We start from the raw sequence: 23577 nt of genomic DNA, 5'->3' as shown, positions 1-23577 counted from the left end.
ACTCCTTAATGTTAGGTAATCTTAATGAAAGCACAAAAGCCAATGAGAAGCCCCATTTTACTACACCTCATCTTAAAAAACACTCCGTGTAAAAAAGTGTAAAATTGCTGTTGCAACGACAATTTATAGGCCTTTTTGTTTCTCTGTTTAGCGAGTTTTTATACAATCTGCCTTGTTTCAACAAAGGAGCAAACATGCAAAATTTGGCACAAAGAAGAGAGGCGGCCACCCCTAGAGGGATTGGCATTGCGTGCGATTGGTTTGTGAGCGAGGCGCAAAATGCCACGATTAAAAGCATTGATGGGCGCGAGTTCATTGACTTTGCCGGGGGCATTGCGGTGCTCAATGTGGGGCACAGACACCCTAAAGTCATCCAAGCGGTGCAAGCGCAATTAGCCCGCTTCACCCACACGGCTTACCAAGTCACGCCCTATGAAAGCTACATTGAGCTGGCCGAAAAAATCAACACCCTAGCCCCCATTTATGGCGTGAAGAAGTCGTGTTTTTTCACCACAGGCGGGGAGGCGACAGAAAACGCCATTAAAATTGCCAAAGGGCACACCAAACGCTACGGGGTGATCGCCTTTGGCGGGGCGTTTCACGGGCGCACTTCTATGGCGGTGAGCATGACAGGCAAGGTCTCCCCCTATAAAGCCGAGATCGGGGTGGGCATGCCCGGGGTCTATCACGCTTACTATCCTAATGAGTTGCACGGGGTCAGCGTTAAAGACGCTTTGAAAAGCCTCGAGTTTATTTGTCAGTGTTCAATCGCGCCTAAAGATGTCGCCGCTGTGATCTTTGAGCCCGTGCAAGGCGAGGGGGGCTTTAACCCCGCCCCGGCTGAGTTTGTAGAGGGGCTTAGGGCGTTTTGCGACACGCATAAAATCGTGCTGATCGCCGATGAGGTGCAAACGGGCTTTTGCCGCACAGGCAAGACCTTTGCCATGGAGCATTTTAAACTCCAAGCCGACATCATCTGTATAGCAAAGAGTCTAGGCGGGGGGCTGCCCATTTCAGGCATTGTTGGCAAGGCAGACATCATGGACTCGCTTAGTGCGGGCGGGCTTGGGGGCACTTATGCGGGCAACCCCCTAGCCGTAGCCGCCGCTTTAGAGGTGTTAAAAATCATTGAAGAGGAAAATCTCAACGAAAAAGCAAACAAACTAGGCCAACAGCTCAAAGACAGCTTAAACACCCTAAAAGAGAAAGAAAACATCGCCCAAATGGCGCAAATTAGAGGGCTTGGCTCTATGGTCGCGCTGGAGCTCTTTGAAGGCAACAAACCTAGTGCAAATCTTGCCAAGGCGGTGCAAAAAGAGGCGATGGCTCAAGGGCTCTTGCTTTTAACTTGTGGCTCTTACACCAATGTGATTCGCTTTCTCTACCCTCTAACAATCCCCCAAGCACAATTTGACAAGGCTTTAGAAATCTTAAACAACTCCATTAAAAAGGCAATCGCATGAACTTTTCTTTACTCGACCACCCCTTTGTGAGCCAAAGCCCTAAAGAGGGCTTTATCCCCGTTACCAACCCCGCGACTTTGCAAGAGATCGCCTATGTCAAAAGTGTGGGCCACACAGAGCTAGAGCAAATCATCGCCCACGCCCACAAGGCGCAAAAAGAGTGGGCCAGCAAATTAGCTCTAGAGAGGGCGGACATTCTCTTAAAATTGCGCGCTTTGCTCTTAGAAAATTTAGAGGATTTGGCCCGCATCCTCACGCAAGAAATGGGCAAACCCTTAAAAGAAGCCCGCTCAGAGATCGCCTATGGGGCAAGTTATTTGCGTTGGTTTGCCGAGCAGGCGCGGCGCATCGATGGGGACATTTTACCAAGCGTAATGCATAACCAAAAAATTTTAGTGTTAAAACAGCCCATTGGCCTTTGTGCGGCCATCACCCCGTGGAACTTCCCATCAGGGATGATTGCGCGCAAACTTGCCCCGGCTTTGGCTTGTGGATGCGCGATGGTGATCAAGCCCGCCACCCAAACGCCCTTAAGCGCTTACGCTTTAATGGCTTTGGCACAAAAGGCGGGCGTGCCTAGCGGGGTCTTAAGCGTGGTTACGGGGGAAACTAAAATGATTGCAAAGCTGTTTTGTGAGAGCGATTTGGTGCGTAAAATCAGCTTCACCGGCTCGACTGAAGTGGGTAAAATCTTGGCGGCACAAAGTGCCAGCACGCTTAAAAAGCTCTCTTTAGAACTGGGGGGCAATGCGCCCTTTATTGTCTTTGAGGACGCTAACTTAGAAAAAGCGGCCGAGGGGATCATGCTCTCTAAATTTAGAAACAGCGGGCAAACTTGCGTGTGCGCGAATCGAATCTATGTGCAAAAAAGCATTTACAACGAATTGAGCGCGCTTTTAAAAAGCAAGGTCGAGGGCTTAAAGCTAGGCAACGGGTTAGAGGAGAGCACGACACAAGGGCCTTTGATCGACTCTAAAGCGGTGGCTAAGGTGCAAGAGCACATCAGCGATGCCACGAGCAAAGGGGCACAGATTTTAACCGGCGGGCATGCTAGCACGCTTGGGGCGAGCTTTTTTGAACCCACGATTTTAACAGGAGTCAATCAAGGCATGGCCGTGGCTAAAGAAGAAACCTTTGGGCCACTCGCCCCGCTCTTTAGTTTTGACACAGAAGAAGAGGTTTTAGAGTGGGCGAACGCCACACAATACGGACTAGCAGCTTACTTTTACACCCAAAATTTGGCGCGGGTCTTTAGAGTGAGCGAGGCGCTCGAGTATGGCATGGTGGGGGTGAATGCCGGCAATCTATCCACAGAAACCGCCCCCTTTGGCGGGATCAAACAAAGCGGTATGGGGCGCGAGGGCTCTAAATACGGCATTGAGGATTATTTAGAGATCAAATATTTGAATGTGCGCTTAGATTAGCAAGATTGGGGCGTGTGGGGCGAATCAAGGCGCAGTTTTAGCCCAGCTAAAGGGCAAGCCTTTAAGCGATGCTTTAGGCTCTGTGGGGGGGCGTGGCGATGCTGGTGGGCACAAATATTGGTATTGGGATTTTAACCACACCGCTGCTGTGGGTCGTGTAGTTTTGTTGCACCATTGCCCTTGTGTAGAAAACCCCCGCTTGGTGCAGTTTTGAATGAAGTTACAGGAGGGATATTAAACCTTAAACTTATTCAGCTCGTGATCAAAGACATCGGCGGTTTTACTCAAAGAGACGCTTGCTTGTGCGACTGCCTGCACGCTCTTTTGATTAGAGATGCTTAGTGCCCCGATTTCTTGAATCTCGCCCATGATGTTTTTCGTCAGTTGCGCCATTTCTTTGAAAGATTGTGTGTCTTGGATGATGGTGCTGATGATGCTTTGAAGCCCTTGCACATTGCTATCCACCACCTTGCGCAAATCGTGGGCAACTTGTGAAATCTTAACGATCTCTTGGGCATTGTCGTGTAAATCTTTACTGATGCTATCTACATTTTGCACCACGCTTGTGATGGTGCTGTTAATTTCATTCAAACTAGATTGAGTCTTCTCTGCTAATTTTCTCACTTCATCGGCCACCACCGCAAAGCCCCGTCCGTGCTCGCCCGCCCTAGCCGCTTCAATGGCCGCATTGAGGGCCAATAAGTTGGTTTGATCGGCGATGTCTGAGATGATGGTCAGCACTGCTTTGATTTGTTGGGTTTCATGAGAGGCGCGTTCTAGCTTGTTGGAGTATTCCACGCTTAAATGTGCATTGTCGCCCAAGTCTTGACTAAAGGCTTCGATTTGGCCACGCACTTTCTCTAAAGCGTGGCTGGTGCTGACTAGATTACCGCTGTTGGCCGTGGCATTGTCCGCCCCACTTAAAATATTGGTTACAACGCTTTCTCCATCGCGCACCACTGCCTGAATGCGGTCTTGTTCTTCTTTGGCGTTGTCAGAAACCGTGGTGGAGCTGTCTTGCAGGGTGCGTGCAATTTGGGTGTTTTGTGTGCTGTTGTTTTTAATGGTGGAAATGATGCCATGGGTCTTTTCTAAAAAGGCGTTGATGCTCCTAGAAATAGTTGCGATCTCATCGTTGCCCTTAGCCACGACTCTCTCTGTCAAATCGCCCTCTTTAGAAAGAAGTGCTTGGATCAAGCGGGTGAGGGTGACAAGAGGCTTAAAGAGGATTTGCACAACCACAAAGAATGAGGCCAAGCAAAGCACCAAAGCAACGATAGAGACAAAAAGAATCGTGTGTTGAATGATGCTCAAATCCTTGAGCGCGAAGTCCCTATCACACACGGCCAAAACCTTCCAAGCGGGACCGGGCACAGTGGTGTAAGCATAATATTTATCCACGCCATCTGTGGCACTTTCAATCAAGCCACTGCTGCCATTTAATATCTGTTGAGAAATGCTCTTTGTCTTTGGGAAGACTTCAAAGAAACGTTTGCCCTGTTTTAAAACATGAGAACCTAGAATAAAACCTTGTCGATCAAAAAAATAAATGCGCTTTTGATCGGTGGAGTATTTTTTGGCGATGGCCTCAACATTAGCTAAAGAGATGTCAGCACCTAGCACCCCTTGAAACACGCCTTTTTGGTAAATGGCAATGCTATAAGAAACCACAGGGAGATTGGTGAAGCGATCCAAGTAAGGATGGCCTATTACAACACCGCGGCTAGTTTTAGCGTCTTTATACCAATCGCGCGTGCGCGGATCGTAATTGTCCGGGACGCTTCCTGTTGGCTTGATGGTTCTTTTATCTTCAAACCCAACATAGATAGCAGAATCCATGCCATATTCCACATGGCTTAGGAAACTGTCGATGGCCTTGCTGTCATTTAAGTCCATTTTCTCTAGTTGTGTAGCGGTTTTAAGGAGAGCGACTTTGATCGAATTGCTCCAATCCTTTAGGGGGTAGGAGAGCATTTGCACAGTTTCTTGTAAGTTTTGCTGGACAGATGTTTTGATTCTAAAGTGAAGCCGATAACTGATGATGCCAGCAATGGCAACAGAAGTCAGCAACAACAACACGGCAAAGACAAGAGAGATTTTAGTTTTAAAACTCATGCTGTAAATATCCTCAATGATTGTACTCGAGACGGTCCTTAAAATTGGGCAACATTGAAGCCCCCTCACTTGGGTTTGTAGCTTCTACCTTAGAGCCGACATTCCAACTACGGGCGTATTGTAGCACAAAATTATGCACATCGGCCGACTTTAATTAATGAGGCGAAATCTAAAGACACCAGAGCGCTTTTTTACACATTTTTAGTTTTAAACCGCCCTTGATGCCGCCACAATGGGCGCAAGTTTTTTAACAAAGGGTATTTTGCCAAAAATTTAAAAGTTTTATTAAGGTTGCTTTTGGTAAAACCGTGTTTTTTAGTATAAAATCTCAATTTTTATTACCTAAATTTAGACTTTGCGAATCTTTGAGGGCAAGGAGTGTTTTTGCGTAAGAAATTTTTGTTGGCTTTGAGTGCTTCTTTGGCGTGCCAAATGACTTTGATGGCTAAGGATAAAACCTATACTTTAGGCAAAGTTTCTACGGCCGGGCAAAGAGGTAAGACCGATTACTCCGGGCATGTCAATCTAGGTTATAGCGGGATCACCGCACCTAAAAGCTGGCAAGATGAAGAGGTGAAAAAATACACGGGCAGCCGCACCGTGATCTCTAATAAACAGCTCACACAAACGGCTAACCAAAGCATTGAAGAAGCCTTGCAAAATGTCCCGGGCATGCAGGTGAGAAACACCACCGGGGTGGGCGCGATGCCGAGTATCCAAATCCGCGGTTTTGGTGCGGGCGGCTCCGGACACAGCGATGCCACGCTCATGTTGGTCAATGGGATTCCCGTTTATATGGCTCCCTACTCACACATTGAGCTAGACATCTTCCCCGTAACTTTTCAGGCAATCGATCGCATCGATGTGATTAAGGGGGGGGGCAGTGTGCAATATGGGCCCAATACTTACGGGGGCATCGTCAATATCATCACCAAGCCCATCCCCAAACATTGGGAAAGCCAAGTGGCTGAGAGAACCACCTTTTGGGCGAAGGCCAGAAATGCCGGTTTTGCTAACCCCCACACGGGCGATTCTTCGTTTCTTAACTCCCTAGGCAACGACATTCTTTACAACACCTATGTGCGCAGTGGAGGGATGATCAACAAACACTTTGGCGTGCAGGCGCAGGCCAACTGGGTCGATGGACAGGGCTTTAGGGACAACAGCCCCACGAATATCCAAAACTACTGGCTCGATGGGGTCTATGACATCAACGAAAACAACGGCATTAAAGCCTACTACCAATACTATAAATTCAACATCGCCCAGCCCGGATCCTTAAGCGAGCAAGATTACAAGATCAACCGCTTTGCCAACATGCGCCCTTTTAACGCTAAGGGTGGGCGCTCCCAGCGCTTTGGCATTGTGTATGAAAACCGCTTTGGCGACCTAGAAAAAGTGGGCGGCACTTTTAGCTTCACCTACTATGGGCAGTTTATGACACGCGACTTTCAGGTGAGCTCTAGTTATAACAGCGCGAATACGATCACTTGTTTTAGCGCGGCAAGCTGTGCGACGCAGGGGCTTAGTGGCTACAACTTGGCCGTGCCCTACACCATGACCAATTACAATGGCTGGGCGGAGGTGGAAAACCCCGTGCGCTCCATCAACAACGCCTTTGAGCCAAAGGTTAATCTGGTGGTCAACACCGGTAAGGTGAAGCAAACTTTTATCACTGGTTTGCGTTTTATGACAACCGCTTTTCTACAACGCCAATACATGAACACCAATGTGTGTAACACAAAAACCAGCGGAGAAGGGGCGGGGGTTTTGTGCGAGGGGGGCAATGTCATGACCGGTTGGCAACCGCACATCAAGCATGGTTTGTATTGGAATTGGAATAACTGGCGCAACAACTACACCGCCGTGTATTTGAGCGATCGCATTGAAACTTGGAACGGGCGCTTTTTTGTCGTGCCCGGCTTGCGCTACGCTTTGGTGCAATACCAAAACGACAATGCGGCTGATTGGGCGACCATTCCACGCGCTGTCTTGAAAAAAATTGCCCACATGAACAACTGGATGCCCTCGGCTAATATTGGCTTCATTCCCGTGCAAGGCGATCACACCCTTTTAACCTACTTTAACTACCAACGCTCCTATGTCCCACCCCAATTAGATGTGTTGAGCTATGGCGGCGCGGAGTACTTTACCCAACATTTTGATGAAATCGAAGTGGGCGCGCGCTACACTTATAAGAGTAAGGTTAGCTTCAACGCCGACTTTTTCCGCATTTGGGCGCGCGATTTTGCGACCGGGCAATATTCTATCTACACAAGCGGACCTATGAAGGGCAATGTACGCCCAGTCAATGGCTATTCTCAGGGCGTGGAGTTGGAGATGTATTACAGACCCGTTAAAGGCTTGCAACTGCACGCCGCCTTTAACTACATCGACACGCGCGTGACAAGCCACGGGCCCTTAACAGACCTTAATGGCGATGTGCTGCCTGGAACCAGCTACAACAAGCACTTCCCCTTTGTCAGCCCCTATCAATTTATTTTAGACGCGCGCTATACCTATCGCAAAACCACCTTTGGCTTGTCTAGCTACTTTTACAGCCGGGCTTACAGCGGCATCAGCAACAGCGCGGCCGGGGGCTACTATGGCACCCAATATTACAGCGGGGGCAATAACTTTGAGAGCGTGTTAAATAGCGGTTACCAATGTGCGGCGTGGTGTATGACCCAACACGAGGGGCTGTTGCCCTGGTATTGGGTGTGGAACATTGAAGTGAGCCAAGTTTTTTGGGAGAGCGGACGGCATAAAATTGTGGGTAGCTTACAGGTGAATAATATTTTCAACATGAAGTATTACTTCACCGGCATTGGCTCTAGCCCGGCAGGTTTGCAACCCGGCCCCGGCCGCTCTGTAACGGCGTATTTGAGCTACCAGTTTTAGACTTAATGTATTTTGGCTATAATGCGGTTTTACTCCAATTTAAAGGCTAACCATGTTGCGATCTCTTTACAGTGCGACCACAGGGATGCTAGGCCAGCAAACCCACATCGACACCACCTCCAACAACATTGCCAATGTCAATACCGTGGGCTTTAAGCGCCAACGGGCGGACTTTAACGACCTTTTTTACCAAGCCTTGCAATACGCCGGCACCTCCACCTCCGACACCACTAGATCGCCTAATGGGATCGAAGTGGGGCTAGGCGTGCGCACCTCTAGCGTGACCAAAATGTTTTCGCAAGGCAGCCCCAAAGAAACCGAAAACAATTTAGACTTAGCCATCACGGGCAAGGGGTTTTTTCAGGTGCAAATGCCCGATGGCTCCACCGCCTACACCCGTGCCGGCAATTTTAAAATTGACGATCAGGGCAATATGGTAACGACCGAAGGGTATTTAGTGATCCCCCAAATCACCTTCCCCCAAGACACCACACAAATTAGCATCGGCGTGGATGGGACCGTGAGCGTGACTCAGGGCAATGCCAGCACTTCTAATGTGATCGGGCAAATCACCCTAGCCAATTTTATCAACCCCGCGGGGTTGCACGCTTTGGGTGATAATCTTTTGGCCGTAACCTCTGCTAGCGGTCCGGCCATTGTGGGTAACGCCAATGCCGATGGCTACGGGCAGTTGCGCCAAGGTTTTTTAGAACTTAGCAATGTGCGTTTGGTCGAAGAGATGACGGATTTAATCACCGCCCAGCGCGCCTATGAGGCCAATTCTAAAACGATCCAAACGGCAGACAATATGTTGCAAACGGTCAATAGCCTAAAACGCTAGCTTGACATTTTTCTTTGTTTTTTGCTAGTATTCGCCTGTCGTTTTATATTGATAAAGGAAGTTGTGCTACGATGAAAAAAGCAATCAGCAATCAGCAATCAGCAATGGCAGGGCAGGTAAGAGCAAACTTCTAGCCCTTTTTGGGTCTTTAGCCCTTTGTTCTTTCGCGCCTTTAAGTGCCGAGAAGAACGGGGCGTTTGTAGAGGGCGGGTTTCAGTACTCTAATGTTACGGGTGTCAATGACTACGAGCAGCCCGCACTCAATATTGACGGGTCTCCCATGTCCGCCTATAGCCAGCCCGGCAAGACTACGGGCAATCTCTTTGGGGCGGATATTCAAATCGGGTATAAACAATTTTTCGGCAAGAAAAAACGCTTTGGTTTGCGCTACTACGGCTTTTTTAGCGGTCAGGGCGGGAGCTATGTTACAAATTTTAGTGCTGTCCCCTCTCAACTCATTTTGGCAAGCAGCAATGTAGGTAAAGCCGCTAACTTATTCTATGGCGTTGGGTTGGACGCAATCTACAACTTCTACGAAAACAACGGCTACAACTTGGGCGTGTTTGCGGGTGTGATGATTGGCGGGAGTAGCTGGCTTATGGGGCGCGGATGGAGCGGTGGGTCTTGTGCTTACACAACCCCCATGACCGGTCCTAATACAGGTGGCCAATGCACCACCATGAACGATTCTTATGCGCAATGGGCAGCGTACGCAAGAAAGGGAGGCGATAGTGCTAAATTTAGCCCCACTTTTGTGCAATTCATCATCAACATAGGGTTTAGAACAAACTTTGGCAAACATCAAGGCTTTGAAGTGGGTGTGCGTATCCCCACCATTAACGATCCTTACTATACAGAAAAGGACAGCTTGGCAAATGGTGGAGCCAAAAGCACCATCACCTTTAGGCGCACCGTGGCGATTTACGCCAACTATGTTTATAACTTCTAGGACTGGTGTTAAAAAAGGAGGGTAAGATAATTCATGAAAGGATTTAGAGCAATGCCCTAAACTAAGGGCAACACTCTAAAATAAAGCAAACCCCCCCAAGCCCTGCTTCTTTAAAAAAGCTAGCCTAAAACCCTTTGAGCTAGGCTAACTGGGTCAATTTGCAAAGCTTGCTCCACTAAAGAGCTGTTGCCATGCGCAGGGTAGCAATCGCCCACCTCAAAACTCTCGACGCGCACACTCCCCTCTAAAAACTCCAATAAGGCACTGGCCACCCCCCCCATTATATAGGAGTCGCTAAAGACATAGATTTTAGAGTAGCGGGGTAAAATCTCTTTAAGCGCGCCATCTAAGGGCTTTAAAAAACATAAATCCAACAAAGCCACCTTTAGCCCCTGAGCCTGCACGAGCTTTAAGGTTTGGTGCGCCCGACCCACGCCATTGCCATAGCCCACAAATAAAATCTCCCCCTCCGGCTCTAAGAGCTCACACTGCCCCCACACATAGGGCTTAGATTCAAAAACCCCCTCTTCTAACAAAAAACCCCCCCTAGGGTAGCGAAAAGCGCAAGGCCCTGCTGTGTGTTCTTTAGCAAAGCGGATCGCTTGTTGCAAAGTGGCGTTGTCTCTTGGGGCAAGCAAGGTCATGTGAGGGATCGGGCGCAAGTAGGCGATGTCTAACAAGCCTTGGTGTGTTTCGCCATCCTCGCCCACAATCCCGGCCCGATCGATGGCAAATTTCACAGGCAAGGACATGATGCCCACATCGTGCACAATCTGATCGAACGCCCTTTGTAAAAAGGTCGAATAAATGCTCACAAAGGGTTTAAAGCCCTCTTTAGCAAGGGCTGCCATAGAAGTTACGGCGTGTTGCTCGGCAATGCCCACATCCCAAAAACGCTCTGGGTAGCTGTCTATGAGCTTGCCAAGCCCCGTGCCCCCGGGCATAGCCGCTGTAACGCCCACGATTTTATCATCAAGACTAGCCAACTCAAAGAGCGTGTCTGAGTAGATTTGTGTGGGGTTGGCGACTTTAGGCGCGCTTTTGAGGCTTTGTCCGGTTTTTAAATCAAAAGGCCCCACGCCATGCCACTTTTCATACTTGCCCTCCGCCATTTTATAGCCCTTGCCCTTCGTGGTCTGCGCGTGGATGAGTAGGGGGGTTTTGGTGTCTTTAGCTAGTTTCAACGCTTGCGTGATTGCCTCTAAGTCGTGCCCATCAATGGGTCCTAAGTAGCTGATGCCTAGCTCTTCAAAGAAAATCCCCGGAGTGATGAGTTTTAAAGACTCTTCAAAACGATTCGCGAGATAATTCACGCCTTCGGGCATGGACTTTAAAACGCCCTTGATTTTGTCCCGCAAAGACTGGTAAAGCGGGCGTGCCATCAAGTGGGACAAAGCGTTGCTGATCGCCCCTATGGGTTTGGCGATACTCATTTCATTGTCGTTGAGCAGAATGACTAAAGGGTATTTGCGATCGCCTAGCTCATCTAAAGCTTCATAAGCCAACCCCGCACTCAAACTCCCATCGCCGATCATCACAACCGGCACTTCTGTTTTACCTGCGAGCGCATAAGCTTTAGCCACACCCACACCCACAGATAAAGCCGTGGAGCTGTGCCCGGCGATGAAGTAGTCATAGGGCGACTCGCTAGGGCGCACAAATCCGCTAAGCCCGCCCATTTGGCGCAACGAGTTAAAGCTTTCAAAGCGCCCCGTTAAGAGTTTGTGGGCATAGGCTTGGTGGCTTGTGTCAAAGATGAAAGGGTGCTTGTCTTTGTCAAAGACGCTGTGTAAGCCCACGATGAGCTCAATTGCCCCAAGCGAGGAGCTTAAATGCCCCCCGTGCGCGCTCACGACCTCTAAAATGCGCCCCCTAAGCTGTGCGCACACCTGCTCTAAATGGGGCAAATCCCTTTGATAAACTTCTAAATCCACACTCTGCAATTTAGACCTTTAGGTTATCTAGCACGCTCTCTTTTAGGTTTTTATAACGCGCCATTAAGTTGCCATCGATGTTGCCATGCGAGCTGGTGATTAAAACTCCACCCTTGGCGATCGCATCGCTGGGTTCTAGCTTGATCTTGGGCAAGTCTTTGAGATTTTGGGAGAGATAGGGGTAATCTAAAGTATTGACCTTCACGCAAATGTCAGTCGCGTCCATGATGTTTTTTAAGAGCTCTTTAGCTAGAGCCAAAGCCACTTCTTGGCTTTTTTGCTCCACTTCTTTAACGATCACCTCTTTGGCGATCTCTACGGCAATGGCACTGAGTTCCTTTTCTAGGGCCTCTAAGTGGCTTTGGGATTGTTGCATTCTTTGATCGATGGCGGTGAGCGATTGCAACAAGTGAGTTTTTTCCTCATCAATGCTTGCGCCTAAATCCTCTTTGGCCTTTTGCTCACCTTCTTTAAAGCCTATTTTGTAATTGTCCTCTCGGGTTTGCTGCAAGAGGGTTTGGTTTTCCTCTTGGCTCTTTTCAAACTGCATTTGCAACTTGGCAAGCTGGCTGGAGAGTTCATCGGTTTTTTTTAATAAGCACTCGATGAGATCGTTTTCTAGCTGGATGGAGCGTTCAAGGTGTTCGTTCTCTTGGGGAGGCTCGGGTTGCTCTTTTTTAGGCTTTTTCTCCTCTGGCTCTTCAGCGGCGATCTCAGCAAAGGATTTAAAAGTGTATCTTTTAATGGTGTGCTTGTCGAGGTCTTCTTTGGGGATTAAATTTTCATCACTAAAGTTATTCAACGACATCTTCCTCCCCGCCCATTTGGATGATGCCTTTTTCTGCTAGAGATTGGACGATCTCAATGATTTTTCTTTGCGCCGACTCGACATCTTTGATTTTCACCGCTCCCAAATACGCCATCTCTTCAATGAATTGATCGCTTGCACGGCTACTCATGTTGCTTAAGAATTTCGTTTTTAGCTCTTCTGTGGAAGTCTTAAGCGCCAAAGTGAGGTCTTTTTTATCCGCCACTTTAAGGATTTCACGAATGGCGAAGTTGTCGAGGGTGCTGATGTCTTCAAAGGTGAACATCATCTCTTTAATGTCGTTGGCGAGTTTGGCATCGATGTTTTCAATGCGCGCCAGCGTGGTTTTAGCCGCTTTTTGGCCTAAGCGGTTAAAGATTTCGGCCACCGCACGCGTGCCGCCCACCTCGACTTTGTAGCTGGTGAGGGCTTCTAATTTATTCTCAAGCACGGTAGAAACCCTTTTCACCACCTGCGGAGAGATGTCGCCCAAACTTGCCATGCGGATGCTCACCTCGGCTTTCATGTCATCGGGGAAAAAGCTTAGGGTTTCTGCGGCGTTGGCAGATTCCATATGCGCCAAGATCAAAGCGATGGTTTGGGGGTGTTCGTTGATGATGAAGTCGGCGAGTTGCTGGGGCTTAATGCGTCCCAAGTAAGAAAAGTTTTTTTGGGTCTGCAGAGAGCGGCTTAGTTTTTCTAAAATGATCTTGGCCTGCTCTGGGCCTAGAGCCTTGATTAAAATCTCCCTAGCGTACTCCAAACCGCCGCTATTGATGTATTGGTTGGATTGCAAAATCGCAAAAAACTCTTCTAAAACCGCCGCCCCCACAGCCTTGTCTGTGCCATTGAGCTGCACGATCTGCTTGCTGATTTCGGTGATCGAATCCACATCCAAATGGCGCAAAACCCCCGCTGTGGCCTCTTCGCCCACTTGAATCAACAAAATAGCGATCTTTTCAGACATGGTAAATTCGTCTAGTTGTGTTTTCTGTCTAGGGGTCAGTTTAGCCATTAGTTGCCTTTGGTGTTGGTGATCGCGACCTCATCTTTAATCAAGAGTCTAAACAAAGAAGCAATCTCTTCGGGTCTCTCCTTAATGGAGTTGCTTACCCTTTCGAGCATAATATCATACTTGACATCCTCTTCATTAAAGTTTGCATTAAGACCCAACTGATCCTCCACTTTTTTACGCATTTCGCCGAAGCGATCGATCTCTTCCTCATCGTCTTCATCCATAGCAAAGAGAGATTGCACCTTTTCTTCCTCATCGGGGTGAATCTCAAGCATGCGTTGGCTGAAAGGCGTGATGACTCTTTTGTAAAAGACAAACAACACCAAGCCCACGATGAGGTACTTAAGCAAGGATGAGAAAGGGCCTAAGATTTTCTCCGTAGTCGCCACAACCTTTTCATAGGTCGTCATGGGCACGTATTTAGCCGATTTGCCATTAAACTCAAAGTTGCTGACCGTGACGGCATCACCTCTGGCTTTGTTGTAGCCGATCGCTTGCTTGACGAGAGAGTTGATCTTCTCCATTTCATCCGCACTCAAAGCGATATACTCGATGCTCTCTGTACCGTTCTTATCGACCTTTTTGTATTTGCCATCCACAACTACGGCGGCGTTTAGGCGGGTTAAGACCCCAAATTCGCCCTTGATTTCACTCACGGTTTTGCCCACTTCGTAGTTTGTGGTGTTGGTGGATTTCTCGTATTTTTCCCTCATTTGGTCGTTGTTGATGCCCTGTACGGGGCCAATATTGCTCACCACCCCGGGCACGCCGCCCACTTGCTTTTTTGGAAAGCCCTCCTTTTTTTCCTCCATGGTCTGCTCGCTGCGCACGACATTGTTGGGATCAAAGGTCTCTTTGGTGCTTTTCTTTTGGCTAAAGTCAAATTCCGCGCTCACCTTAGCCACGACCTTATCGTGTCCGCCCACAATAGGAGCTAGGATATTGGCGATTTTATTCTCTAAGATATTTTCGAAGTTTTGCTTATAATGCAGTTGGGCTTGGGCCAATTCTCTTGTGGTGTCTAGCTCATCGTCTTCGCCCAAAGGCTCGCCGTTCTCATTCACCAGCTTAACATTTTCCACTGTGAGCTTGGGCACAGAGGCGGCGATTAAATTTTTAATCCCTAGAATCTGCTTAGGCAACAAGCGCATATTGGGCTTGATCTTGAGCATCACAGAGGCGGTGGGGGGGATCTCTCGGCTCACAAACACGCTGTCTTTGGGGATAGCAATATGCACATCGGCTTTTTCAATCGGCACAAGGCTCTCAATCGTGCGGCTAAGTTCCCCCTCAATGGCGCGGATGTACTTGATGTTTTGATCAAAGTCTGTCGCCCCAAAGTCTTTCACATCGAAAATTTCATAACCGACTTTGCTCGTTTTTGGGATACCCTGAGAAGCCAAAGAGATGCGCTCTTCATAGACCTTGTCTTTAGGGATTAAAATGGTGTCGTCTTTGGGAATTTTATAGGGGATGTGCTTTTGTTGCAAGTGTTGCAAAATCAGTGCATTGTCGCTCGCATCCATTCCCTCAAAGAGCACCCCATACCCGCTCAAATCCCCCCGATCTTTCGTTGGATAGAGCAATAAAAATACCAAAAAGGCTACAATCAAAGACACCGCCACCACAATGGTGATCTTTTGTGCCTTGTTGAGCCTTGAGAAAAGACTGATGATCTGCTGCAATAAGCCCTTAAAATCCACGAATCGTCCTAAAAGCCATTAAACTAAGTCCGTTTTAAATATCCAAGGTAAAACCCCATGGAGCAACACACAAAGCCCATGCCCATTAAAAACCCTCCTAAAACATCCGTGGGGTAATGCACCCCTAAATAAACCCGATCATACATCATTAAAAAAATCCAAAAGAACAAAAGGGCAAACCCGCCCACTTTTGCGCCTACGCTTGCTCTAGAAAAACACAACAAGAGAGCCAACAAGCCGTAAAAAAGCGCAGCGGCTAGGGCGTGTCCGCTAGGAAAGCTAAAGCCATGCGCCAAATACAGCTCTCCATTAGTGGCTGGGCGTGGGCGTGCCACGAGCTGCTTTAGCCCCTTAAGCGCCACCTCCCCCACAAACACGGTGCTAAAAAACCAAACCCCTAGAGCGGTGCGCTTTTGAAACACCCACCAAGCGGCGATGAGTAGAGCTATAGGCGTGGTGAGTTTAGATTGGGCAAACCAAGTGCTCACAAGCACAAATTTTAACCAAATCCCTTGAGTGGGGGCAGGATTGCGGATCAGGTCAATAAAAAAGGCATCTAAACCTTGCACCCACTCTTGCTTTTGGACGACCCCAAGCGCGTCTAGTCCTAGCAGCACAAAAAAGAACGCTCCTAACATCCATAATAACTTGACCGCTGAGTTTTGCCCATTTTTTGCGTCCATTAACCCTCCATAGGGAGTTGCCATGTAGTATCTCCATACCCTAGTTATAAAGGGCAATGATAACTAAAAATTGATAAAAAATAGCCATAAGCCCCGGCCATTTACCCAACATTTGCCCTAAAAACGCATAAATTCCACTATAATGTCTCTACAAAAGTACAAAGGACAGTCCATGACAACAAATCCCTCAGAAGATGTAACCCCCCAAAATGAGAGCCGCCGAGAGTTTTTAAAATCAGCCGCCTTAGCCTCTGCGATGGGCAGTGCAGGGCTCTTAACCCCTCCCGCTTTGCAAGCCAAGGCCGAACATGCCCAAGAGGGCTGGAAGTGGGATAAAGCCGTATGCCGCTTTTGCGGCACAGGCTGTGGAATTATGGTCGCCACCAAAGACGATAAAATTGTCGCCACAAAGGGCGATCCTTTGGCCCCAGTCAATCGCGGTTTAAACTGCATTAAAGGCTACTTTAACGCCAAAATCATGTACGGAGCGGATCGCCTTGTTGAACCACTTTTACGCGTCAATGAAAAGGGCGAGTTTGATAAAAAGGGCAAATTCCAACAAGTTTCGTGGAAACGTGCCTTTGATGAAATGGAGAAACAGTTTAAAAAATACTATAAGGAAATGGGCCCCACTGGGGTGGGGGTCTTTGGCAGCGGGCAATGCACCATCCCAGAGGGTTATGCCGCGCTCAAGCTGATGAAGGCCGGTTTTAGGGGCAACAACATTGACCCCAACGCCCGCCACTGCATGGCTAGCGCGGCTGCCGGGTTTATGCAAACCTTTGGGATCGATGAGCCCAGCGGGTGCTATGACGACATCGAAGCCACGGACACCATCATCACTTGGGGGGCGAATATGGCCGAAATGCACCCCATTTTGTGGTCTAGGGTGAGCGATCGAAAGCTCAACAGCCCCGAGAAAGTTAGGGTGGTTAATCTCACCACTTTCTCTAACCGCACTTCCAGCGTGGCCGATATGGAAATCATCTTCACGCCCAACACCGATTTGGCGATTTGGAATTACATTGCAAGAGAGATTGTCTATAACCACCCCGAGGCGATCGACCAAAAATTTATCGACAACCACATTGTTTTTGCCACTGGGTATGCTGACATCGGCTATGGCATGCGCCCTGATGCCAACCACCACGGCTTTAGAGCCAGCGAAAAAGACACCGTGGAAAAACAAAACGCCATCACCTTAGATGAAGATGAGGCGGTCGCTTTGAAACACTTAGGTGTGAAGGCCGGCGAGGTGTTCAAAATGGAGCACCAAAAAGAAGCGGGCAAACACTGGCAAATCACCTTTGCCCAGTTTAAAGAAGCCCTAGAACCCTACACCCTAGACTATGTCGCCAAAGTGGCTAAGGGCGATAAGAACGAGTCGATGGAGAGCTTTAAGCATAAATTGCAACACCTTGCCAAACTTTACATTGAGAAAGACCGCAAGGTGGTGAGTTTTTGGACCATGGGCTTTAACCAGCACACGAGAGGCTCATGGGCAAATGAGCAGGCCTATATGGTGCATTTTCTGCTGGGCAAACAAGCCAAGCCCGGTTGTGGCGCGTTTTCTTTGACCGGTCAGCCCAGCGCGTGTGGCACGGCTAGAGAGGTGGGGACTTTCTGCCACCGCTTGCCCGCGGACATGGTGGTGAATAACCCCGAACATGTCAAAATTGCCGAAAAACTTTGGCATTTGCCCAAGGGCACGATCAACCCCAAACCCGGTTACGACTTTTTGGCGATGATGCGCGCCCTTGAAGATGGCAAGGTCAAGTTTATTTGGGTGCAGGTGAATAACCCTTGGCAAAACACGGCGAATGCCAACCACTGGATCAAAGCGGCTAGAGAGATGGATAACTTCATTGTGGTGAGCGATTGTTATCCGGGCATCAGCGCAAAAGTAGCAGATTTGATCCTACCCACCGCCATGATCTATGAAAAATGGGGAGCTTATGGCAACGCCGAGCGGCGCACACAGCACTGGAAACAGCAAGTTACCCCAGTTGGATCGGCCATGAGCGACACTTGGCAGATTTTAGAATTTGCCAAACGCTTTAAACTCAAAGAAGTTTGGGGCGAGCATAAGATCGATGATAAACTCACCTTGCCCAATGTGCTCGCGCAGGCGCATAAGATGGGCTACAAGGACAACGACACGCTCTACCATGTGCTCTTTGACAATCGCTTTAGCCGCAAGTTTTTAGCCAGCGACCCCATCGCTAAGGGCGCACCCAACTCAGAGGTGCATGGCGACAAGCGCCAAGTGATCGGCAGTGATGGCAAACCCTTTAAGGGTTATGGCTTTTTCATCCAAAAATATTTGTGGGAGGAGTACCGTAAATTTGGCAGGGGGCATGGACACGACTTGGCCTATTTTGATGACTACCACAGAGCACGGGGCTTGAGATGGCCTGTGGTCAATGGCAAAGAAACCCGTTGGCGTTTCAACACGCAGTATGACCCCTATGCCAAAAAAGCCGCGCCCAATGGAGATTTTGCTTTCTATGGCAAGGCGATGAAAAAGCTTGTGAGCGGGGATTTAAGAGGGCCACAGGGCACAGAGGCCAAGAGCCTAGCCAACAAAGCCAAGATTTTCTTTAGACCTTTCATGAAAGCCCCTGAGCGCCCCAGCAAAGAATACCCTTTCTGGTTAGCCACGGGGCGGGTGTTGGAGCACTGGCACAGCGGGACAATGACCATGCGTGTGCCAGAGCTCTTTAGAGCCGTGCCTGAGGCCCTGTGTTACATGCACGAGGAGGATGGTAAGAAATTGGGTGTGAGTCAGGGCGATGCCGTGTGGATCGAATCGCGCCGGGGCAGTGTAAAAGCGCGAGTGGATATGCGCGGGCGCAACAAGCCACCTATGGGGCTGGTGTATGTGCCTTGGTTTGATGAAAATGTGTTCATCAACAAGGTTTGCTTAGACGCGACTTGCCCCATTTCTAAGCAAACCGACTATAAAAAGTGCGCGGTGCGAATCACCAAGGCTTAAGGGGGCTTGGATAAAAAGGTTTGAGTAGGGGTGTGGCGCTTTTGGTCGTGTCGCAAAAACACGCCTAGCGCGACGCAAGAAACTTTATTAAAGAATGATTGCAGTGGCACATCACCGCAAGCATGGCGATGGGGGTTTTTATGGAGGCATCCAAAAAGCGATCAAAGTTAGGGTGGCTTTGAGATGACGCGCAATTAACGCGCTGGATTGTGCCTAAGATGGGAAACTTCCCTACACAAGTTGGAGGTTCATATGCGAAGACGGGCGTTTTTACAAACAGCCCTTAAGGGGGCTTTGCTGTGTGGCAGTGGGGGGGCTTTTTTGGGGGCAATGCTGAAAGCCAAGAAGCAAGACCGCTACAGCTTAAGACCCCCGGGGGCTGAGGATGAAGAACGCTTCTTGAGTTTGTGTATCCGCTGTGGGCTGTGTGTGCGCGATTGTCCCTACCACACCCTAAAACTTGCCACTTTGCTAGACCACGCTAGAGTGGGCACACCTTTTTTTGAGGCGCGTCAAGTCCCCTGCTACCTTTGCCCGGATATTCCCTGCATCAAGGCTTGCCCCACAGATGCGCTGGATAAAAAACACCTCGCAAAAAATCAAGGCGTGGATTCGCTCAAAATGGGCGTGGCCGTAGTCGATCCGATCTCTTGCGTGGCGTTTTGGGGGATTCGTTGCGATGTGTGTTACCGGGTTTGCCCTTTGATTGATAGAGCGATCAAACTAGAAACCAAGCACAACGAGCGCACGGGTAAGCACGCCTACATGCTGCCAGTGGTTGAAAACGATGTGTGTGTGGGTTGTGGGCTTTGCGAGCGAGCTTGCATCACTAAAGAGCCTGCCATTCGAGTTTTACCCGTGGCGTTTGTGAGCGGAGAGGTGGGCAATCACTATGTCAAAGGTTGGGACACTAAAGATCAAGAGCGGGTCAAAAACGCCAAACCCAACACCCTAAACCCCAAAACAGACAACCCCCTAGATTATCTAAACAAAGGGCTTTAATGCGTTATTTGGTGCTAAGGCGGCTTGTGCAAGGGGGCATTTTAGCCCTTTTTGCCGGCAACACCTTTATTTTAAAGGGCAATTTGAGCGCGTCTAGGTTGTTTAACACCATTCCCTTAAGCGACCCCTTTGCAGCCTTGCAAGTGTTTTTGGCCAGCTTGCATGTAGACATCACCGCTCTTTTGGGGGCTCTCTTGGTGGCGTGCATCTATGGTTTGTTTTTGGGGAGGGCGTTTTGCGCGTGGGTGTGCCCGGTGAATATCATTGTAGATTTTGCGGCGTGGGTGCGGCGCAAGCTGGACTTTAAGGGTGTGCATTTGGGCTTGCCTAAGAATTTACGCTATATCCTTTTGGCCCTAAGTTTAATTTTATCCTTTGCGCTTGCCACGCCCGCCTTTGAAAGCGTGTCTTTCATCGGGGTGATTCAAAGGGGGATCATTTTAGGCACGGCTTCTTGGCTCGTTGTGGCGTTATTGCTCTTTTGTGTGGATGCGTTTTTGGGCGATAAAATCATCTGCTCCAAGCTTTGTCCTTTAGGGGCGTTTTATGCGCTTTTGAGTCGCTATGCGCTCTTAAAAGTCAAACACGATGCCATGCGTTGCACGAAGTGCGAGCTGTGCTTTGAGATTTGCCCCGAGCGACAGGTGCTGTGGATGGTCGGGCTTAAGAGTGTATCTGTCAATTCGGGGGAATGTACCCGTTGCGGGCGGTGTATTGAGGTGTGTGGCGATGACGCGCTAGAATTTAGCATTTTAGACTTGAGGGGGAGTTTTAAGAAAAAGGATTTATGGTAATGCCCCTTTTTTATAAAGCCACCCTTCTAGCAAGAAACACTTTTTAAAACACTGCTTAAAAGAATGGCCAAGAATAAGCTAGGCAAGCGCGCCCACGCCTTTGACAAGCGGGCAATCTCTCTTAAGGCTTTTACTACATGCTCTGAGGGACCTTGACCTGACCATAGCTCATCGCGTCCTTAAAGACTCGGCTAATCTCTTGCTGTAAAGCCCTGATTGTGCTGATGTGTAGGGTTTTAATCGCGAGTAAGTTTTTTTCAAGCAACCCCCTATCATAGCCATCCACCCGCACTAAAATAAAGACTTCCTGATTGTTGGGGTTGATGTATTCACCTAGCTGGACTTCTTTATCTAGGCTAGCGCTGATGGCCTGGACAATCTGTTTAAAAATATTGTCATCAAAGGGGCGGCCATTGGCGTTTTGGGTTTGCTTAAAAAGCTCTTTAATTTTGTTGCCGATGTGTTGGGCGACTCTAAAACGCGCCCGCTCTTTGGCAATTTTTTCAGATCGGGCGACCTGCCCATCTATGACGTGCGAGCTGTCGATGCCCTGCGTTACAAATGAGCTGCGATCTTCCAGCATCCAAGCGGGCATGTTTGCTAAAAAAACATCTTTTGTGTGGGTGGAAGTGCAAGCGCTAAAGCCCAAAAGGCTACCCAAAATCAAAGCGGGAGGCAAAAAGCGTTTTTGAAACATCCCAGTTCCTTTTAAATAAGTCTAGAAGCCGCAGACGCTTTTAGAGTGAATGAGGCCCCCTCCTTTAAAAACTAAGAGAGTTGTCCTTTCACTTCGCCAATCCAAGTGTCGATGCGGCTGTCTGTCAAATCATCTTGGTTATCTTCATCGAGCACAAGCCCCACGAATTTACCACCTTCTACAGACCTAGAAGCCTCAAAGTTGTAGCCATCTGTGGAAGTGAAGCCCACCACTTTACCGGCTTTGGCTTTTTCATAGATGTGGAAAATGCCCTCAGCAAAAGTTTCTGAGTAGGTGTCTTGATCACCAAGACCCACTAAAGCGATGGTTTTATTGGCAAAATCCGCATCGCTTAGAGTGCCTAAAAATTCTTCCCAATCGCTTTGTAAATCCCCTGCACCTGCGGTGGGAGCGACTAAAACTACAGAGCTAAAGCCATCGAAGTCTGCCTTAGAAGCTTTAGCGACATCAAAAACTTTCGCCCCGCCCAGTTTCTCTGAAAGTTTATTGCTGATGGTTTCAGAATTTCCGCTGTCTGTGCCGTAAAAAATACCAATTGCCATTGTTGATCCTTTTTTTCAAAAATAAACCCGCTCATTATAACGAATTTTGGTAAAAATGCAAAAAAACCATCAATAGCAACTCGCCGAGAGATTAAAGGGGGTTTGCTTATAGGGGTAGGCCTCAATGTCCATCACAAGGTCTTTAGTTTGGCCGGGGGCTAAAAACACCTTAAAAGTTTGGGTGTAGGTGTGCTCAAACACCCATTGGTGCAGGTATGCTTGGAGTCTATTGTGTGAAGGGCGCAGGACATCTAGGCGCAAAACGCACTGGTTAATGGAGAGGCGGCCGACATTCTTTACATGGACTTTTGCGATGAAAGCGTTGGTGTAAGTGAAAGAAAAGGCCTCTTGTATGTGGGTTTGGATTTTAAATAATTGTTGCTCCAAGACATAACGCACTGCAATGGGTGCGCCAAACATGCACGATGCGGCCAAAGCGTAGAAAAAATAGGACATAAACCCTCTAAAGAGCAGACCGGGGATAAAAAAACACAAAAAAAATGCACAATGCACTCCAAAAACCACCAAAGCAAAGGGGCTGACATTGCCCCAAAAGATTTTTAAATGAACGAGGATTGTGTGTAAAAGGGCGGTGGTGTCCATCACTTATGGGCAGACATGGCTTTTTGGCGGCTGTGGGTGTCTAGCCAAATGTTAGGCACCGCTCCACCGGGGACTAAGAAAATTTGGGCGTTCTGATTGGTTTTTAAAGCCTCGTTAAATTGCCCCTGCGTCTCGATTTGACGCAGGCTTAAAAGCTTGTCGCTCAGACTCTGCGCGATGCTGACATTGGCAGCAGATTTTGCCTTTGCCTCAATCACAATCGCATCGGCGATGCCTTGTGCTTTAATGCGATTTGCGTCCGCCTCGCCTTTAGCCAAAGCGGCGGCTTTTTGGGCTTCTTGTTTGGCTTTCTCCACCTCGTATTTCACCCGCTCGGATTCTTGGCGGGCGATTTGGACTTTTTCGATTTGTTCTTTAATCTTGGCGGGCAAAACAATTTCTCTTAACTGAATAGAGGTGAGCTGTACGGGGGCGTTGGGGAGTTTAGAAACTTCTTTGTTAATGTCCGTGTTGATGAGGGCGGCGATTTCGTTGCGCTTGATGGGCAAATCCTCAGCCGGGTAGCGCCCCACCACAGAGCGCACCACATCGCGCACCACGGGGTTGATGATCTTTTGCTCCCAACTGAGGCCATAAGTGGCGATGGTTTGGGGCGTGGTTTGGGCGTTTAGGCGGTATTGCACGGTAAGCTCAATAGAGACGGTAAGCCCCCTTGAATCCATCACATTGATCGCATCGTTTCTAAAAATCCCCTGATTTTTGCCTACAATCCCCATGTCTTCTGTGCGCGAAAAGTTAATGGTGCGCACCCTCGTGTCGATCACCAAAACATCTTGCACGAGGGGGATAAAAAAGTGTATCCCGGGCTGTAAAGGGATGGGGTCGTAACGCCCCGCTGTCACCTTAATGCCGATCTCGCCTGATTGGATCACCATAAAAGGTTTAGCCAAAAACAAAACGGCAACGAGGATGAAAAGGACGATTAAAGAAGTGAATTTCTTAGACTGCCATATATTCGGCCCCAAGGGGGGCTTAAAAGGGGTGTTGTTTTTAGGCGGAATTTTGGGGGGCTCGGGCTGATTGCCTTGCTTTTTTTTTAGATGCTCGTTGAGATCAATGGGCATAA

Annotated in this window: 18 protein-coding genes; 8 read left to right on the top strand and 10 right to left on the bottom strand. The window is 48.7% G+C overall.

Annotated elements, in window-relative coordinates; genetic code table 11:
• Positions 1-194: 194 nt before the first annotated feature.
• Positions 195-1463: a 4-aminobutyrate--2-oxoglutarate transaminase gene (gabT, locus tag HAL07_RS07290; RefSeq protein ID WP_053945588.1), complete on the top strand. Its 1269-nt coding sequence runs from the start codon at positions 195-197 to the stop codon at positions 1461-1463.
• Positions 1460-2887, top strand: coding sequence for an NAD-dependent succinate-semialdehyde dehydrogenase (locus HAL07_RS07285; protein ID WP_053945587.1), 1428 nt, complete (start codon positions 1460-1462; stop codon positions 2885-2887). Before gabT ends, HAL07_RS07285 begins: the two co-directional genes overlap by 4 nt.
• 234 nt (positions 2888-3121) lie before the next feature.
• Here the strand turns inward: HAL07_RS07285 and HAL07_RS07280 are convergent, their stop codons facing one another.
• Positions 3122-5002: a methyl-accepting chemotaxis protein gene (locus HAL07_RS07280; protein ID WP_082355958.1), complete on the bottom strand. Its 1881-nt coding sequence runs from the start codon at positions 5000-5002 to the stop codon at positions 3122-3124.
• A gap of 384 nt (positions 5003-5386) precedes the next feature.
• Between HAL07_RS07280 and HAL07_RS07275 the strand changes: the two genes are divergently transcribed.
• From HAL07_RS07275 to HAL07_RS07265, 3 genes are all read left to right on the top strand, one after another.
• Positions 5387-7903, top strand: a complete 2517-nt coding sequence (locus HAL07_RS07275; RefSeq protein ID WP_503089851.1) for a TonB-dependent receptor family protein — start codon at positions 5387-5389, stop codon at positions 7901-7903.
• A 52-nt stretch (positions 7904-7955) separates the two neighbouring features.
• Positions 7956-8744, top strand: a complete 789-nt coding sequence (gene flgG / locus HAL07_RS07270; RefSeq protein WP_053945586.1) for a flagellar basal-body rod protein FlgG — start codon at positions 7956-7958, stop codon at positions 8742-8744.
• 61 nt (positions 8745-8805) lie between these two features.
• Positions 8806-9693 carry an outer membrane protein gene (locus tag HAL07_RS07265; protein ID WP_082355955.1) on the top strand — a complete coding sequence of 296 codons (888 nt, stop codon included), beginning with the start codon at positions 8806-8808 and terminating at the stop codon, positions 9691-9693.
• Positions 9694-9812: 119 nt separating this feature from the next.
• On the opposite strand, the gene dxs is transcribed toward HAL07_RS07265, so the two are convergent.
• Genes dxs through HAL07_RS07240 form a run of 5 tightly spaced genes read right to left on the bottom strand, consistent with a single transcriptional unit; the run spans position 9813 to position 15836 of the window.
• Entirely contained in the window at positions 9813-11636 is a 1824-nt protein-coding gene (gene dxs / locus HAL07_RS07260) for a 1-deoxy-D-xylulose-5-phosphate synthase (protein WP_053945585.1), read from the bottom strand.
• Position 11637: 1 nt separating this feature from the next.
• On the bottom strand, positions 11638-12435 hold the full coding sequence (fliH, locus tag HAL07_RS07255; protein ID WP_082355952.1) for a flagellar assembly protein FliH: 798 nt from the start codon (positions 12433-12435) through the stop codon (positions 11638-11640).
• On the bottom strand, positions 12422-13450 hold the full coding sequence (gene fliG / locus HAL07_RS07250) for a flagellar motor switch protein FliG (protein WP_053940663.1): 1029 nt from the start codon (positions 13448-13450) through the stop codon (positions 12422-12424). The genes fliH and fliG overlap by 14 nt, the downstream gene beginning before the upstream one ends.
• Positions 13450-15153 carry a flagellar basal-body MS-ring/collar protein FliF gene (gene fliF / locus HAL07_RS07245; protein ID WP_053945584.1) on the bottom strand — a complete coding sequence of 568 codons (1704 nt, stop codon included), beginning with the start codon at positions 15151-15153 and terminating at the stop codon, positions 13450-13452. The genes fliG and fliF overlap by 1 nt, the downstream gene beginning before the upstream one ends.
• 23 nt (positions 15154-15176) lie before the next feature.
• On the bottom strand, positions 15177-15836 hold the full coding sequence (locus tag HAL07_RS07240; RefSeq protein ID WP_053945583.1) for a phosphatase PAP2 family protein: 660 nt from the start codon (positions 15834-15836) through the stop codon (positions 15177-15179).
• Positions 15837-16008: 172 nt separating this feature from the next.
• On the opposite strand from HAL07_RS07240, the gene napA reads away from it, so the two are divergent.
• The 3 genes from napA to napH all read left to right on the top strand — a co-directional run bounded on the left by napA (position 16009) and on the right by napH (position 20627).
• Positions 16009-18831, top strand: coding sequence for a periplasmic nitrate reductase subunit alpha (napA, locus tag HAL07_RS07235; RefSeq protein WP_053945582.1), 2823 nt, complete (start codon positions 16009-16011; stop codon positions 18829-18831).
• A 252-nt stretch (positions 18832-19083) separates the two neighbouring features.
• A complete protein-coding gene (napG, locus tag HAL07_RS07230) occupies positions 19084-19833 on the top strand; it encodes a ferredoxin-type protein NapG (RefSeq protein ID WP_053945581.1) in 750 nt (249 codons plus the stop codon).
• Complete coding sequence (napH, locus tag HAL07_RS07225; protein ID WP_053940668.1) at positions 19833-20627, top strand: quinol dehydrogenase ferredoxin subunit NapH; 795 nt, start codon at positions 19833-19835, stop codon at positions 20625-20627. Before napG ends, napH begins: the two co-directional genes overlap by 1 nt.
• Positions 20628-20760: 133 nt before the next feature.
• On the opposite strand, the gene HAL07_RS07220 is transcribed toward napH, so the two are convergent.
• The 4 genes from HAL07_RS07220 to HAL07_RS07205 form a co-directional block, all read right to left on the bottom strand.
• Positions 20761-21324, bottom strand: coding sequence for a hypothetical protein (locus HAL07_RS07220; RefSeq protein ID WP_053945580.1), 564 nt, complete (start codon positions 21322-21324; stop codon positions 20761-20763).
• 71 nt (positions 21325-21395) lie between these two features.
• Positions 21396-21887 (bottom strand): flavodoxin, encoded by a 492-nt coding sequence (locus HAL07_RS07215; RefSeq protein ID WP_053940670.1) that lies wholly within the window; start codon positions 21885-21887, stop codon positions 21396-21398.
• A 69-nt stretch (positions 21888-21956) separates the two neighbouring features.
• The gene (locus HAL07_RS07210) at positions 21957-22490 is read right to left on the bottom strand and encodes a DUF2393 domain-containing protein (protein WP_197271557.1); all 534 of its coding nucleotides are present in this window, start codon (positions 22488-22490) and stop codon (positions 21957-21959) included.
• A complete protein-coding gene (locus HAL07_RS07205) occupies positions 22490-23575 on the bottom strand; it encodes a prohibitin family protein (RefSeq protein WP_053940671.1) in 1086 nt (361 codons plus the stop codon). The genes HAL07_RS07210 and HAL07_RS07205 overlap by 1 nt, the downstream gene beginning before the upstream one ends.
• Positions 23576-23577 lie beyond the last annotated feature (2 nt).

The sequence above is a fragment of the Helicobacter ailurogastricus genome (assembly GCF_001282945.1).
Classification (GTDB): Bacteria; Campylobacterota; Campylobacteria; order Campylobacterales; family Helicobacteraceae; genus Helicobacter; species Helicobacter ailurogastricus.
Note: the sequence above shows the minus strand (reverse complement) of the source record. Positions and strands in the feature narration are given on the sequence as shown.

Coding starts and splice junctions, on each gene's coding strand:
- napG (WP_053945581.1), top strand. CDS start 19,084: ATGCGAAGACGGGCGTTTTTACAAACAGCCCTTAAGGGGGCTTTGCTG.
- HAL07_RS07240 (WP_053945583.1), bottom strand. CDS start 15,836: ATGGACGCAAAAAATGGGCAAAACTCAGCGGTCAAGTTATTATGGATG.
- fliH (WP_082355952.1), bottom strand. CDS start 12,435: ATGTCGTTGAATAACTTTAGTGATGAAAATTTAATCCCCAAAGAAGAC.
- HAL07_RS07280 (WP_082355958.1), bottom strand. CDS start 5,002: ATGAGTTTTAAAACTAAAATCTCTCTTGTCTTTGCCGTGTTGTTGTTG.
- gabT (WP_053945588.1), top strand. CDS start 195: ATGCAAAATTTGGCACAAAGAAGAGAGGCGGCCACCCCTAGAGGGATT.
- fliG (WP_053940663.1), bottom strand. CDS start 13,450: ATGGCTAAACTGACCCCTAGACAGAAAACACAACTAGACGAATTTACC.
- napA (WP_053945582.1), top strand. CDS start 16,009: ATGACAACAAATCCCTCAGAAGATGTAACCCCCCAAAATGAGAGCCGC.
- flgG (WP_053945586.1), top strand. CDS start 7,956: ATGTTGCGATCTCTTTACAGTGCGACCACAGGGATGCTAGGCCAGCAA.
- HAL07_RS07205 (WP_053940671.1), bottom strand. CDS start 23,575: ATGCCCATTGATCTCAACGAGCATCTAAAAAAAAAGCAAGGCAATCAG.
- HAL07_RS07220 (WP_053945580.1), bottom strand. CDS start 21,324: ATGTTTCAAAAACGCTTTTTGCCTCCCGCTTTGATTTTGGGTAGCCTT.
- HAL07_RS07215 (WP_053940670.1), bottom strand. CDS start 21,887: ATGGCAATTGGTATTTTTTACGGCACAGACAGCGGAAATTCTGAAACC.
- HAL07_RS07285 (WP_053945587.1), top strand. CDS start 1,460: ATGAACTTTTCTTTACTCGACCACCCCTTTGTGAGCCAAAGCCCTAAA.
- HAL07_RS07210 (WP_197271557.1), bottom strand. CDS start 22,490: ATGGACACCACCGCCCTTTTACACACAATCCTCGTTCATTTAAAAATC.
- napH (WP_053940668.1), top strand. CDS start 19,833: ATGCGTTATTTGGTGCTAAGGCGGCTTGTGCAAGGGGGCATTTTAGCC.